General features: G+C 37.8%; 13 protein-coding genes. 4 read left to right on the top strand and 9 right to left on the bottom strand.

Going from position 1 to position 14520, the window contains the following annotated elements:
* Window positions 1-444 precede the first annotated feature (444 nt).
* Both psiE and F7731_RS20275 read right to left on the bottom strand, forming a co-directional pair.
* A complete protein-coding gene (gene psiE, locus F7731_RS20280) occupies window positions 445-870 on the bottom strand; it encodes a phosphate-starvation-inducible protein PsiE (protein ID WP_151536617.1) in 426 nt (141 codons plus the stop codon).
* A 144-nt stretch (window positions 871-1014) separates the two neighbouring features.
* A complete protein-coding gene (locus F7731_RS20275) occupies window positions 1015-2766 on the bottom strand; it encodes an ABC transporter ATP-binding protein (RefSeq protein WP_151536616.1) in 1752 nt (583 codons plus the stop codon).
* 132 nt (window positions 2767-2898) lie between these two features.
* On the opposite strand from F7731_RS20275, the gene F7731_RS20270 reads away from it, so the two are divergent.
* The 3 genes from F7731_RS20270 (at window position 2899) to F7731_RS20260 (ending at window position 7729) form a co-directional block, all read left to right on the top strand.
* Window positions 2899-4356, top strand: a complete 1458-nt coding sequence (locus F7731_RS20270) for an ABC transporter permease (protein WP_151536615.1) — start codon at window positions 2899-2901, stop codon at window positions 4354-4356.
* A gap of 13 nt (window positions 4357-4369) precedes the next feature.
* Window positions 4370-5884 (top strand): ABC transporter permease, encoded by a 1515-nt coding sequence (locus F7731_RS20265; protein WP_151536614.1) that lies wholly within the window; start codon window positions 4370-4372, stop codon window positions 5882-5884.
* 66 nt (window positions 5885-5950) lie between these two features.
* Window positions 5951-7729, top strand: coding sequence for an ABC transporter substrate-binding protein (locus tag F7731_RS20260; protein WP_425482031.1), 1779 nt, complete (start codon window positions 5951-5953; stop codon window positions 7727-7729).
* An 82-nt stretch (window positions 7730-7811) separates the two neighbouring features.
* On the opposite strand, the gene speG is transcribed toward F7731_RS20260, so the two are convergent.
* From speG to F7731_RS20235, 5 genes are all read right to left on the bottom strand, one after another.
* Window positions 7812-8339 carry a spermidine N1-acetyltransferase gene (gene speG, locus F7731_RS20255; RefSeq protein ID WP_151536612.1) on the bottom strand — a complete coding sequence of 176 codons (528 nt, stop codon included), beginning with the start codon at window positions 8337-8339 and terminating at the stop codon, window positions 7812-7814.
* A gap of 217 nt (window positions 8340-8556) precedes the next feature.
* On the bottom strand, window positions 8557-8961 hold the full coding sequence (locus F7731_RS20250) for a DoxX family protein (protein WP_151536611.1): 405 nt from the start codon (window positions 8959-8961) through the stop codon (window positions 8557-8559).
* An 86-nt stretch (window positions 8962-9047) separates the two neighbouring features.
* On the bottom strand, window positions 9048-9647 hold the full coding sequence (locus F7731_RS20245; RefSeq protein ID WP_151536610.1) for an NADPH-dependent FMN reductase: 600 nt from the start codon (window positions 9645-9647) through the stop codon (window positions 9048-9050).
* A 22-nt stretch (window positions 9648-9669) separates the two neighbouring features.
* Window positions 9670-10743 (bottom strand): LLM class flavin-dependent oxidoreductase, encoded by a 1074-nt coding sequence (locus F7731_RS20240; RefSeq protein WP_151536609.1) that lies wholly within the window; start codon window positions 10741-10743, stop codon window positions 9670-9672.
* Between the two features lie 26 nt (window positions 10744-10769).
* Entirely contained in the window at window positions 10770-11615 is an 846-nt protein-coding gene (locus F7731_RS20235; protein WP_151536608.1) for a VOC family protein, read from the bottom strand.
* A 175-nt stretch (window positions 11616-11790) separates the two neighbouring features.
* Here F7731_RS20235 and F7731_RS20230 point away from each other — a divergent pair, with 175 nt between their 5' ends.
* Window positions 11791-12099: a winged helix-turn-helix transcriptional regulator gene (locus F7731_RS20230; protein ID WP_281352573.1), complete on the top strand. Its 309-nt coding sequence runs from the start codon at window positions 11791-11793 to the stop codon at window positions 12097-12099.
* 166 nt (window positions 12100-12265) lie between these two features.
* On the opposite strand, the gene F7731_RS20225 is transcribed toward F7731_RS20230, so the two are convergent.
* Together F7731_RS20225 and F7731_RS20220 are read right to left on the bottom strand one after the other, a co-directional pair.
* The gene (locus tag F7731_RS20225) at window positions 12266-13132 is read right to left on the bottom strand and encodes a peptidylprolyl isomerase (protein WP_151536607.1); all 867 of its coding nucleotides are present in this window, start codon (window positions 13130-13132) and stop codon (window positions 12266-12268) included.
* 16 nt (window positions 13133-13148) lie between these two features.
* Window positions 13149-14423: a S1C family serine protease gene (locus tag F7731_RS20220; protein WP_151536606.1), complete on the bottom strand. Its 1275-nt coding sequence runs from the start codon at window positions 14421-14423 to the stop codon at window positions 13149-13151.
* Window positions 14424-14520: the final 97 nt, after the last annotated feature.

Genomic DNA, 14520 nt, shown 5'->3' with positions numbered 1-14520 from the left:
GGGTTTTTCATGAGGTCTGCCGAAAACGAGTGCTATGAACCTTTCATGGAGCGGGTTTTTCATGAGGTCCGTCGAAAACGAGTGCCATGAACCTTTCATGGAACGGGTTTTTCATGAGGTCCGTCGAAAACGAGTGCCATGAACCTTTCATGGAGCGGGTTTTTCATGAGGTCCGTCGAAAACGAGTGCCATGAACCTTCATGGAGCGGGTTTTCCATGAGATCTGTCGAAAACGAGTGCCATGAACCTTTCATGGAACGAGTTTTTCATGAGGTTTGCCGAAAACGAGTGCCATGAACCTTTCATGGAGCGGGTTTTCCATGAGGTCTGTCGAAAACGAGTGCCATGAACCTTTCATGGAACGGGTTTTTCATGAGGTTTGCCGAAAACGAGTGCCATGAACCTTTCATGGAACGGGTTTTGCATAAGGTCTGCCGAAATTTTTTACTGTTCTTTTTTCCTTGGTGTAATATGCATCATGTAATATCCAATAATAAGAATCAAAATAACTAATGAATAAATAAGTGTATGAAGCGGGTTTTCATGGTCTACAATAATCAATCTCAACATCGCGGTAATGCCAATATATATAAAATAACGAAGAGGAAAATGATAATTTTCTTTAAAATACTTCACAATCATTGATATAAATTCAAAATACAGAAAGAAAATTAATATATTTGCGAGGAAAAGCTTGTAATCATTGCTGTCATTTTCAATTAATAAACCGAAAAAGATGATTAACTCCTTAATTAATAAACAAGATAGAATCATAGCTAAGATGACAAGTGAAGTATTCAAAATGATTTGCAGAATTTTGGGGATCATATTCAAAATGCTTTTTGGAACAATTTCTTTTTTTGTGACCATTCATACACTCCTTTTCGTTTCCATTGAACTTTCTATTCATAACATATCATAAGGATTTTTATTAAATATTAATTCCATGTAAAAATGATCATATTTAATACAAAAAAGCCGCTTTCCAAAAAACAGAAAACGGCTCATTGTATATCATGTATGAACAGCTGCTCTAGGCATGGCAACCCAATGCCCCTCCGAAACCTCGACAAGTTCTGATTGATTTAATTGATATTTGTCTGCCTCTGTTTGTTCTTCCATTAACACTCTCTTCTTCTTCGCTTCGATCTTCGGATCGGGAATTGGAATAGCAGATAGCAAGGACTTTGTATATGCATGCTGAGGATTTGAATAAAGTTCTTCACTTTCAGCAAGCTCTACAATCTTTCCTGCATACATTACCGCTACGCGATCACTAATGTGCTTCACCATAGACAAGTCATGGGCAATGAATAAATAAGTCAAACCGAGACGATGCTGTAGATCTTCTAACAGCTTGACTACCTGTGATTGAATAGAAACATCAAGAGCAGATAGTGGCTCATCACACACTATGAATTTAGGTTCAACTGCAAGAGCACGCGCAATTCCAATGCGCTGACGCTGCCCGCCGGAAAATTCATGGGGATAGCGCAGTGCATGTGAAGGCTCAAGTCCTACCATATCAAGCAACTCTTCTACCCTTTTCTTTCGCGCTTCTTTACTGCTGCTAAGTTTATGAATATCCAATGCTTGTCCGATAATATCCAGAACTTTAAATCTTGGGTTAAGTGAGGCATAAGGATCCTGAAAAATCATCTGCATATGCCGGCGCATTACTTTCATTTCGCTCAGGGAAAGCTTATTTACTGGTATACCTTGATAAAGCACCTCTCCACCCGTCGGTTCATGAAGACGCAAAATGGCCCGTCCAGTTGTGGACTTTCCAGAACCAGATTCACCAACAAGCCCTAGCGTTTCACCTGGCTTAATCTGAAAGCTAATATTATCGACCGCCTTTAAAACATTTCCTTTTCCCATATCAAAATATTGCTTTAATGATCGAACATCAATTAATGGCATGTTATTATTCTTACTTGGCAAAATCAGCGGAGCAGGCTTTGGCTTCTTTTTCTCATCTAAACGGGGTAATGCATTTAAGAGCTTCAAAGTATAAGGATGCTTCGGACATTCAAAAATTTCTTCCGTTGTTCCCGTCTCAACAATCTCTCCATCCTTCATAACGACAACTCTGTCACACATGCCGGCAACAACACCAAGATCATGTGTAATTAAAATGATTGAAGTACCAAACCTTTCCTGTATATCCTTCATCAAATTTAAAATCTGCGCCTGAATCGTCACGTCTAGAGCCGTCGTTGGTTCGTCTGCAATTAGGAGTGTAGGCCTGCAGGCAAGTGCAATAGCAATCATTACCCTTTGCCTCATTCCGCCAGAAAACTCATGGGGATATTGATGATAACGCTCCTCACTATTGCGAATGCCAACGAGCCTTAGCAATTCTATGGCTTTTTCCTTGCCCTCTTTCTTTGATAGCTTCTGATGTTTGATTAGGCTCTCAGCAATTTGTTTTCCAATTCTAATTGTTGGGTTCAGAGATGTCATCGGATCTTGGAAAATCATTCCGATCTCTTTGCCACGGATGCTTTCCATCTCCTTCTCTGTTTTGTGAGCGAGATTTTCCCCTAAAAAGGTTATTTCCCCCTCTTTCATAATGGATGGCGGAGACGGCAGAAGACGCATAATGGTGCGAGCCGTTACACTTTTTCCACTGCCTGATTCTCCAACAATCCCTAATGTTTCTCCCTTTTTCACTTCAAAGCTTACACCGCGAACAGCCTCAAATTCTTCACCGCGGGACAGAAATGATACTTTTAAATTATTTACCTTTAAAATTGATTCCAAATTCTCACCTGCCAGTAATCTTATATATTCTAAACTTATAAAATAATAAGTAATTGACTTTTTTATTATTCGAATTAAAATATACTATATAGATCGGAATAATGCAATTTAACATGAAGGGAGGTTCAATCTATGGAAACAGCCAGAATTAGTAAAGCAGATCAAGTCCTTTTATCTAAATCTTCCGAAATCATTAGACGTACCTATTCAAAAATGCAGGTGCATTCTACTTACAAGTGGTTGATCCTTTTACTCGGCTTTCCCGTTCATCTAGTTGTTTATTTCATTTATTTGAAGAGAAGAAAACAAGATACATACTCTTCTCTTTTAAAAGAAAATAGGCAAACATTATTAGCATACGGATATAAGGAAGAGTTGTTGCTAGAGTTTAAGGAACAGTTACTAAGAAAGCAAGCCTTTTTTGGCCAAACGGTATCCCAACATGAAACCGATAAACAATTAGAGAAATGGGCAGAGGAACAATTCCAAAAAACTCTACTTGAAAAAACGGAAGCAGCTTTAAAGCTTCAAGGTAAAAAAAGAATTAATTTTGAAAATACCTTTGAATCTCTGATCGCCCAACCTCTTTTCTTAGTTTTATCTTTCATACCAGGCTTGCTAATGTATATTTTCATACTATTATATAGTAACCCCTATTTAAAGTATATTTTTGAAAGACTGGTCATGAGTATATTTGTTATTTTCGGGGTTGCCTTTTTCGTATTTACTATTCTTTATTTGTCGCCTTTAGATCCAGCAGCAAATATTCTCGGTGAAACAGCAACGAAGGAACAAATTGCGGCATTTAATCACTTATACGGCCTTGATCAATCATATCTCGCACAGTTATGGAATGCGATGAAAGGAATTTTTACATTTGACCTTGGCTCATCTTACTCTGGTAATGAAGAAGTGACGGCGAGTATAGCAAGAAAATTCCCAATCACTCTCATACTCACAGTCATTTCTTTAATTATGGCGATTGTGATTGCGATTCCAATTGGAATCATCTCTGCTACAAAGCCTAATTCTTTTTTTGATTATACATTTATGTTTATTGCGCTAATCGGGTTATCTATTCCGAATTTTTGGCAAGGGCTTATCTTTATCTTAAATTTTTCTATTAAACTACAATGGCTGCCAGCAACTTTCAGCCCGGAAAACTGGCTATCCATCATTATGCCTGCGGTTGTATTAGGAACTGGACTTACCGCTTCAATCGCTCGTATGATGCGTTCATCAACGCTTGAGGTAATAAATGAAGATTATATTATTACGGCGAAAGCAAAAGGGCTTCCAAAACGACAAGTGCTCTGGAAGCATGCAGTTGGAAATGCCATGATTCCAGTCATCACTGTTATCGGTTTAATGTTTGGAGGAATGCTTGGCGGGGCCGCAGTGACAGAAAAGGTTTTTAACATTAGCGGGATCGGGAGCTTTATTGTTGATAAGCAGTTTATCCCTGACATTCCTAGCATTATGGGCGGGGTTGTTTATATCGCCATTACCATTTCGCTAGTCAATTTGCTTATCGACATTTTATATGCTTTTTTTGATCCGCGAATCCGTTCGAAAATGAAACAATATTAAAGCAGGTGCAATGATGGCTACTATCTTAAAGGAAAATAAAGGGTATATAAAGAAGCACGCGCTGAAATTATCACCAGAATATACACAGGCAAGCTTCACTTGGATTACTTCACTTGCGCTCACAATGATCTTTCTAATTAGCAGCATTGATTTTTCAGCAAAAGCGATTAAACCTTTTGTGTTTAGTGTGTTTGTTGCATATGCTTTGTTTACATGTATTCAGGTCCTTATCACCTTCATGATCAAAAAAGATCTACAGCGTTTTGGCTACTTACGTACATCAACTAGAAAACTTGGGATCATTCAACTGCTAAGTATTCTAACAGGTAATATTTTTATTGTAACCTTTGCTTTTCAATTGATTAAAGAGAAAAAAACACCTGAATATACTTTTGCTGGATACATGTTACTTACTCATATCTTTATCATGGCAGTATCCGCTCTCAATTTGTTTAAGCCGTATGTCGCAGACACATTTCTTCCTGCGATGTTTGCTTTATTCATAATTGCCATTATTCAGCTTGTGGCACTTTTTCTCATAGCGAAGGGTGGAAAAGATACGAAAGAAACACGATGGAAGATATTTTTATCCGTCCCTCTCATGCTTACAGCGCTAACAGGTAATCTCTTTGCGCTAGTGCTTGGCTGGAATATGCTCATGCACAAACGAAATATTAATAATCCAAGCATAGGAAAATGGCGTAAGGTTTGGGAGAAAATCACGAGTAATATGACGGCAATGCTTGGCTTATTTTTTATCGTATTTGTCTTTGCTATTTCCATATGCAGCTACTTTACCTTTGACTATGGGATGGCTATTGAGAACAATTACGGGGCTATTTTACAAACACCGAGCCTTGCTTATCCGCTCGGAACAGACAATTTTGGGAGAGATTTGTTTTCACGAATTGTGTTTGGCGCAAGAATTTCTCTTATTGTTGGTTTTTTATCGACTGCGATTCCATTTATTATCGGCGGTGTACTTGGTGCCCTTTCCGGCTACTACGGCAAGCGGACAGATAACATCATTATGAGATTGCTCGATATTCTCTACGCCATTCCAGGCATTCTTTTAGCAATTGTTATTATTGCTGCTTTTGGGTCTAACACGGTAACACTTGTCCTTGCATTAAGCGTTGGTTCTATTCCTACTTATGCAAGAACAATGCGCGCAAATGTACTTATGGTTTCAAATTATGAATATGTTGACTCCGCGCGAGCACTTGGGGCTAGCAATCTAGCAATTATTTTTCAACAGGTTGTTCCGAACTCACTTGCTCCAATGATTGTTAAAGCAACCTTGACAATTGGTGGCGCCGTTATTGCAACGAGCAGTTTAAGCTATTTAGGACTTGGGATAGAACCGCATATTCCGGAATGGGGAAACATCTTAAAGATTGGAAGCACATATCTTGAGTCTCATTCTTACCTTGCCATCTATCCAGGACTTGCGATTATTGCACTCGTCCTATCCTTTAACTTCTTGGGAGATGGACTAAGAGATGCACTAGATCCAAAATTAGATTAATATTTTCATATTTAAAAGGAGGAAACAATTGTGAAAAAAACTATTTTACCCCTATTACTCGCCTTCATGTTATTGTTGGCTGGATGTGTAAAAACTAAATCAGACGTGGCTGAAAAACCGGTCTCCAACGAAAAATCAGGTGGCGCTCAAAACGAGCAAGTTGAGATTGAAGTTCTAGGAATGAGCAGTGGCGAGGAAGATATGAATATCGTTCGAGATCAATTAGTTAAAAACGGCTTTAAAGTGAAGCTGAATATTCAGCCGGATTATGGCAGCTTTAAAGCTCAACAAGAGGCAGGAAATTTTGATGTGGCATTATCTGGCTGGACTACAGTAACAGGTAACCCTGACTATGCTGTCCGTTCACTTTTCAAGAGCGGCGGGGATTACAGCATCATGGCTGATCCTGAAATTGATAAGCTAATTGATAAAGCAAGTACTCAGACTGCTGAGGAATATGCAGAAACATACAAGGAATTAGAACAGCTTCTTGTATTTGATAAGGCATATATTGCACCGTTGTATATTTCCTTAAAAACCCAAGCTATTAACAAGGACGTATTGAATCCAGATTCAGTTAGACTTTCAAAATCTCGTTCCCTTGCTTGGGAGACGATTGATTTTAATGATACAGCCAAGCGTGAAGCAGATCCGTTTATTTTGTCACAAACAAATCCAACTTTAACATCTCTTGACCCAATTAAGGGGAACGATGGTTCAATTAATATGATTAATACAAATATATATGTTCGATTAATTAACTTAACGGATGATGATAAGATTACAGCAGATGGATCTCTATCTCATAACTATAGCATTGCAGATGGAAACTCAGAGTATTATTTCCTTTTAAGAGATGATATTAATTTTGCCAAGATCACAGATAAAAAAGCAGTTGATACTGGAGAGCGTGTTGGAGCGGATGATGTCATCTTCTCATTAGATCGTGCAAAAGATAAAAACTCCGTGCCCGATCACCGCACATACAGCTTGCATGAGCATATTAAAACGGCAGAAGTCGTCACTGATTTAAGCGCACTTGAAAAAGTGAAGCTATCTAACAGTGACGAATCAATAAGAGAAGCTCTTGAAAAAGGCTTAGATACGAAAATTTCTGAGCTGGTAGCCGATAAAAACGATGCAAATAATAAAGAAGGTAAATATCAAGTAGTTAAAGTAACAACTACAGAACCATTCCCACAAGTGCTTAACTATTTAGCTCACCAATCAGCTGGGATTGTTTCTAAAAAGCAAGTAGAGAGCATTAACACGTATGATGTTGCTTCTTTTGATGTAAACAAAGACATACCATACGGTGACCAAAATACAGTGACTGAGGGCGATAAGTACAATAATACATTGTATGCTAGTGGCCCATACATTCTAGCTCACAAAAATGATTACGAAGCCATCTTCTACAAAAACCCTGGCTATATGAAAGGAACAGAACACGAGCCAAAAATCTCTAACGTAAAGCTTCGTTTCATTAAAGATATGGATAGTTCACTTTCTGCATTACGTAACGGTGAAATCTATGTATTATATGGTGTTCCAGAAAATAAACATGATGTTGTAGAAGGTGACGCCAAATTAAAACTGCAAAGCATGGAAAGCAACGGAGTAACTTATTTACTCTTCAATACGGCAAATCGTGAAGTGGCTAAGAGTGAAGATCTAAGAAAAGCTGTACTATATTCCATCAACCAAGACGAAATTCTTAGCTACTACCAAGGTAAGAAAATCAAAGCCGTTTCAACAGTAAGCCCTCTCGTGAATACTGGAAACGAGCTGAAAGCAGATCCAGCTAAGGTAAAAGAGTTTTTAGGAAAATATCAATCTAAATAATAGTATCTTTCTTTGACAAAGATTGTAAAAAAGCATGCCCCCGTAATGTTTGAGGGGCATGCTTTTTCAATTCTAAAAAGGACTAAGGCTCCATCGGATCCCCACCTAAATATTGATGCTGAAACAGACACATTCTGATCGCATTATGATATTCGCCATCGACAAAAAACTCATCAATTAATTCGCCTTCAAAATGAAAGCCAAGCTTTTTATAAATATGAATGGCCTTTTCGTTGTTTTTGTCGACGATTAAATAGAGTTTGTATAGATTTAAAACGGAAAATGCATAATCCATAGCTAGATGCGTTGCGGCCTTTGCATATCCTTGCCCTTGATGTGTCGGATCTATAATGATTTGGAATTCTGCTCTCCGATGGATATAATCAATTTCTACCAACTCTACTAGACCAACCATCTCCCCGCTCTTTTCCACAATAAATCGCCGTTCACCTTGATCATGGATATGCTTATCATACAAATCCTGCAGTTCAACGAAAGCCTCATACGGTTCTTCAAACCAATAAGACATGATGTTGGCATTAATATTTAATTTATGGACGAATCCTAAGTCCACTCTTTCCAGTGGTCTTAGCTTTACCGCGTCACTCATGCTTTCATCCTCCGAGTTCGTCTTCCTTGATTAATTTTTATTATTATGACCAACTTCCCCAAATAATCATCCATTTAGGTGTAGCTTCTGGAAATGAACTTTACAACGTAAGGAAATCCGAATATAAAAAAGCCTAATTTTCTCAGTGTTATATGTGAGAAAATCAGGCTGTACCTACTTCCATATCTAGTGCTTTAAGCACTACTCATATTATGAGTTATTCTTCTGTAGATCCGAAAAGCTTATTATCCAATGAAAATTTCTGGCTCCCACTAATAAAAAGTACAATCGCCATAGCCAATAAAGCTAGATCTAATTCATACCCTGCTCCTTCAGTTCCCATGAAACCAACAGATAATTTTACTGCAAAGATAGCCACAAACATCACGATAGCAATTAATGCCGAGATGATTCTAGTTCCAAGTCCTAAAAGTAAGGCAATTCCTCCAATAAGTTCAATGAAAGCAACAGCATAACCTAAGAATCCCATAATACCAATACTTTCAAACCAACCTGCTACATTACCAAGACCCATTTGAAATTTTGCAATACCGTGGATTAGGAACGTGATCCCTAAAACTACTCGAAGAATCAACAAACCCCATTCATATTTTTGTACCATAAATTATTCTCCTCTTTTAAATGAATTTTAATTTTCTATTAGGAAGGATTTCAGCTAATAAGCCTTATCCCGTCAAATCTTTGTTTTTATCTCACTGTTTTTAATGCACGACTCCATTCAACTACTTCACTAAGCATTGCATTCACATTATCAAGGTGGATTGATTGTGGTTTAAAGTCAGTTCCATTTTCAAAATCTGTAAATAAAGATAGTGTTGGATGTGTGCGAACATCAGCAATTTTTAATTCGCCACAGATGCCACGTAAATGTTCCGCTGCACGAGCTCCACCAGTTGACCCATAACTGACGATACCAGCTGCTTTGTTATTCCATGCTTCACGAGCAAAATCAAGTGCATTTTTTAATGCGCCTGTAATACTGTGATTGTATTCTTGAACGATGAACACGAATCCATCCAAATTGGCTAGTTTTTCATTCCAAGCTGCAATTCCAGGCTCTGTACCGTCGGTTGTTCCTAAAAACGGAAGATTGTAGTCAGAAATATCTACAATTTCATACTTTGCATCTCCACGTTTGTCAGCAATATCTTTTACCCATTCTCCTACTTGTGGGCTAACACGTCCTTGGCGTGTGCTACCTAAAATGATCCCAATATTTAACTTTTCTGTTGTCATTGATCCTTCCTCCTTGCTTGATTTTCCAAATAATTTATCTAATAAACCCATTTTTTACACCACCTGTACTTTTTCACTTACTTGTTTCTTTCCGAACAATTGGAGCTATCTTCGTCGCTAACAATTCAATGCCCTCGGCTACTTTTTTAAACGGTAAACCACCTATATCTATCTGAGCTATGAAACGTTGATGTCCAAAGAGTTCGTATTGTCGAAGGATTTTCTCGATGATCTGTTGTGGACTGCCCACAAACAAAGCTGTATCCTGACTTGCTAATTGTTCAAAATCCGTTTTAGACATCCTTCTGCTAGTCATCCCTCGCTGACGGTTTACATATGACCAGTAATTTGAATAATATGGATAAAATTCATCCTTCGCTTGTTGGGTTGTCTCTGAAAAATACCCATGACCCGTTACACCTATCTTGAGATTTTCCAAATCATGTCCAGCCTCGGTGCCAGTTTTACGGTACAAATCAACGAGTGGCTTAAATTGAATTGGATTGCCTCCAAGTATTGCTAAAGCCATCCCAACACCTAACCTGCCAGCACGGATCGCACTTTCGGGAGTTCCCCCAACACCGACCCAAATTGGTATCTGATTCTGTAAAGGTCTAGGTGAAATTTCAGAATTCCTTAATGGCGGGCGAAAATGACCATCCCATGTAATTCTCTCGCTTTCATTAAGCTTTAAAAATAAATCGATATTTTCAGAGAACAATGAATCATAATCATTTAAGTCATAACCGAAAAGAGGGAAGGATTCCACGAACGCACCACGACCTGCGATAATTTCTGCCCGTCCATCTGAAAGCAAATCCAAGGTTGCAAAATCTTCAAACAAACGAACTGGGTCAACAGTACTTAACACTGTAGTCGCACTTGTTAATTTAATTCGTTTAGTCATTTGCGCTATGGCAGCTAAGACAACAGGAGGTGAGGAAGTGGCATAGTCTAATCGATGATGTTCACCTACTCCAAAAACATCCAATCCAGCCTCATCAGCAAGTGTAGCTGCTTCAATAATCTCCTTCATCCTTTGCCTTGCACTAATTGTTTTGCCAATAAGAGGATCTGGTCCAATATCTCCAAGAGTATATAGACCGATTTCAATTCCTGAATTTTCAAATCCTGCTTTTTCACGCATAATAGTATCTATCCCCCAGCTATACCTTAGACTCTTAAATGAATACGATTTCCAGAAGGATCTGTAGCAACGGTAGAACCATTTTCTTCGGTGACGGAAGCACCAATATTCTTTAACTGAGCAATAATTTGATTTTTCTTTTCTTCACTTGGAAGGATTAATGTAAATGATTCAAGTCCAACACTATTAGAAGAAGGTATAGGTGCTCCTACACCATTCCAAGTATTTAAAGCAATATGATGATGATATTTTGCATCTGAAATAAAAAGTGCTTGAGTGCCATATCGGTTTACTACTTCAAATCCTAATCCCTTGATATAAAATTCTTCAGTCTTTTCTAATTCGGACACATGTAAGTGGATATGCCCCATGACAGTTTCATCCGGTAGACCCTTCCAAGACTGTTGTTTTTCAGAAAGGAGATCTGGAAAATTTAATGGATCAACTGCCATTTCAACTTCTCCGTTATTCCAATCCCATTCTGATGGATCACGGTCTATATAGATTTCAATTCCATTTCCATCTGGATCTGATAAATAAAGAGCTTCACTGACAAGATGGTCCGATGATCCGAATCGCATTCCAATTTCTATAAAATGGTGCACTATTTTAGCTAAATCAGATCGTTTAGGCAGAAGAAGTGCAAAGTGATAAAGTCCCGTCGTTCTTGCTTGCTTTGGAACAACATGATCTGGTTGTTCTATTGACAACAAAACGGTCTTTCCATCTGCAGTCAAATTAGCTTTTCGTTCAGTTTGTTCCAACACTTTAAAGCCGATTACTTCTTGATAAAATGCTAATGCACGTTCTAAATTTTGTACTTTTAAGTTTACTTGACCAACGAATGTAATAGGTTCACGATGAAAATTCAATTCAGTTACCCCCTTAAAAAGTTTAGGTACAAATTATTTGTTAGTTACTTACTTTATGTAAGTTAGTATATGTTCGCAACTAACAATAGTCAAGTAATTAATTTACATATTGTAATTTAAATAATTTAATTACCTATGAATATTGTTTATAATATTTAGTAAGGAGTTGATTTTATTGGATAAGTCGATTTGTCCTAGATTTGAAAAAGCTATGGGGTTAATAAGCCAAAAATGGACAGGTTTAATTATTTACCAGCTATTATCTGGTCCACAGCGTTTTTGTAGTATTGAATCTTCAATAGGGGTAAGTGGTAGAGTTTTATCTGAGAGGTTAAAGGATTTGGAGAACGAGGGAGTTGTTAAAAGAGAAATTTTTCCGGAGACTCCAGTTCGAATTGAATATTCCTTAACTGATAAAGGGAGATCTTTAGAACCCCTTATGCATGAGATTGAAAAATGGTCACAGAACTGGTTAGAAGCATGATGGTCGACATCAAAGATGATATTATTTTTTATAGGATACAACTAGGTGAGGTGATTCCCTTTTGTATCCTATATTTATTGAAACTAGCTGTAAATAAAAGAGAACCATTGAAACTTCAATAGTTCTCACATTATTGTTAAGAAAGGTCCGACTCACTATCTAAATCTTAACTATTAAAATAATTCTTAATTTCGTATTCCTTGTATTTCTCATCCAGCCATGACGCGTATTCAGATTCAAGCTTTGAATCCAAAATGGCTGCTTTTATTTCTTCTTTAACATCATCAAAATTAGCTGCTTTTCCTGCTTTTTTATCCGTTACTTTAATGACGTGATAGCCATATTCAGACTTGATTGGATCACTAATTTTTCCAACATCAAGCGAGAATGCAGCATCTTCAAATTCTTGAACCATTTCCCCGCGCCCGAAATAGCCTAATTCTCCTCCAGAAGGACTGCTCGATTCATCTGACGAATATGATTTTGCTAACGTAGCGAAATCTTCCCCAGCATTGAGCTTTTTTATAACTTCCTTTGCGGTTGCCTCATCTCCTACCAAAATATGACTTGCCTGAACCTGCTCTTCCTGTCCGTAGCTGTCTTTATTTTCTTCAAAATAGTCCTTCATTTCATCTTCTGTAATTGTTATTCGAGGCTCTATCAGCTTTTTCGTCGCAAGATAGGTTTTCATGTTTTTTTCGATCGATGAAAGGTCCACTCCACTTGAATTAAGAATTTCCTGGAAAGCCTCCTCACCGCCATAAGTATCGACATAATCTGCCATTTCCTCAGCAAGCTCCTCATCACTCACGTTAAGTTTTTTCTTTTTCATTTCTTGTTCGATAATTTTGTCCGTAATCAGTTTATTGACTCCATCGGAACCGTATTGAGAGACGAGAAGCTCATGGAGATGTTTTTCACTGATTTTTTCACCATTGACACTGGCAACACTTTTTTCTTGTTTAAGCACAACCGATAGGACAATAAGAAAAGCCAGCCCTAAACTTAAATAGATCACTTTTTTATTATTCATTTGTACCTCTTTAGATTTATTTTTTGTTACTTGTTAAAGTCACTTCAACAGTCTTCAATTCTCCTTGTCTGTACAATTTGATTTTCACTTGATCGCCAATTTTGTATTTGCTGTATAACGTTTTGCGGAAATCATTGGAATTATTAACTTCAGTTCCGTTAATGGCAACAATGATATCTTGTACTTGAATACCAGCTTTTGCAGCTGCTGAATTTGGATCAATATTTGTTACAACTGCTCCTTTAGTAATGGAATCTGGAAGGTTTGGCACATAAAATCTTGGAATTTCTTCAAGATTGGCTAGGCCGACTCCGACATAAGGACGTACAACCTGCCCATTTTCGATTAATTCATTTATAATCATTTGCACCTCATTGCTTGGAATCGCAAAGCCTAATCCTTCCACACCGCTTTCGGCAATCTTCATGCTGTTAATACCGACTAATTGACCTGATGTGTTAATAAGTGCTCCTCCACTATTCCCAGGGTTTATGGCTGCATCTGTTTGAATGACTTCGACATCCCATTCTCCGGCTGAGGTTGAAACAGGAATTGTTCGGTTCACTGCACTCACAATGCCTTGAGTGACTGTTCTTGAGAGATCAAGTCCAAGTGGATTCCCAATAGCTAGCACTTGATCTCCTGCACGAAGCTGTGATGAATCCCCGAAGTTTAAGGGCTCAGCATCTATTTTTCCGGAAATTTTAATGACAGCAATATCTGATAAAGGGTCAGTTCCAATTAACTCAGCCGATAACTTTTCACCATTACTCAATGTGACTTCCACTTTATCTGCGTTTTCAATGACGTGATTATTTGTCACGATATAGGCGGCATCATCCGTCTTTTTGAAAATAACACCCGATCCAGAACCAGTCTTAACATCTTCATTGGACGGTTGAAAACGATTCCCACGCTGCTGAAAATTATCAATTCCTACTATAGCTTTTGATGCTTGTTCAATTGTATCTGCTAGTGAATTCACAGGTGCTGAAACATGCTTCACATCCACATTGGATGATTGTGTATTTGAATTACTTTGAGAAACGACTGCATTTGGCGTTTCATGATAGTTTGGCAAATACGGAACAGCCGTCAATGTGACCGCCGACCCGATGACACCAGCCGTAACAGTCATGAAAAAGCTTTTTAGTTTTGAACTTTTCGGAGGTTTATTTTCAATTCGGCTTTGCTTGTTTATTTGTGTGAATTCCTCAAGCTGAGGGGTTTCATTAGTTGCGTATGATTCATTGGTTTGCTCTTGTTCTATATTTTTATTTTCTTCGTACATAAGTTTCACTTCTTTCTTTTAAAATCTTCCTTATAAACCTTAATTTAAATCCTCAATGTGTCAGGAAGATGTCAAGAATAGAAATGCGGAACGTCTT

The organism is Cytobacillus depressus, assembly GCF_008923245.1.
In the GTDB taxonomy this organism is placed as follows: Bacteria; Bacillota; Bacilli; order Bacillales; family Cytobacillaceae; genus Cytobacillus; species Cytobacillus depressus.
Note: the sequence above shows the minus strand (reverse complement) of the source record. Positions and strands in the feature narration are given on the sequence as shown.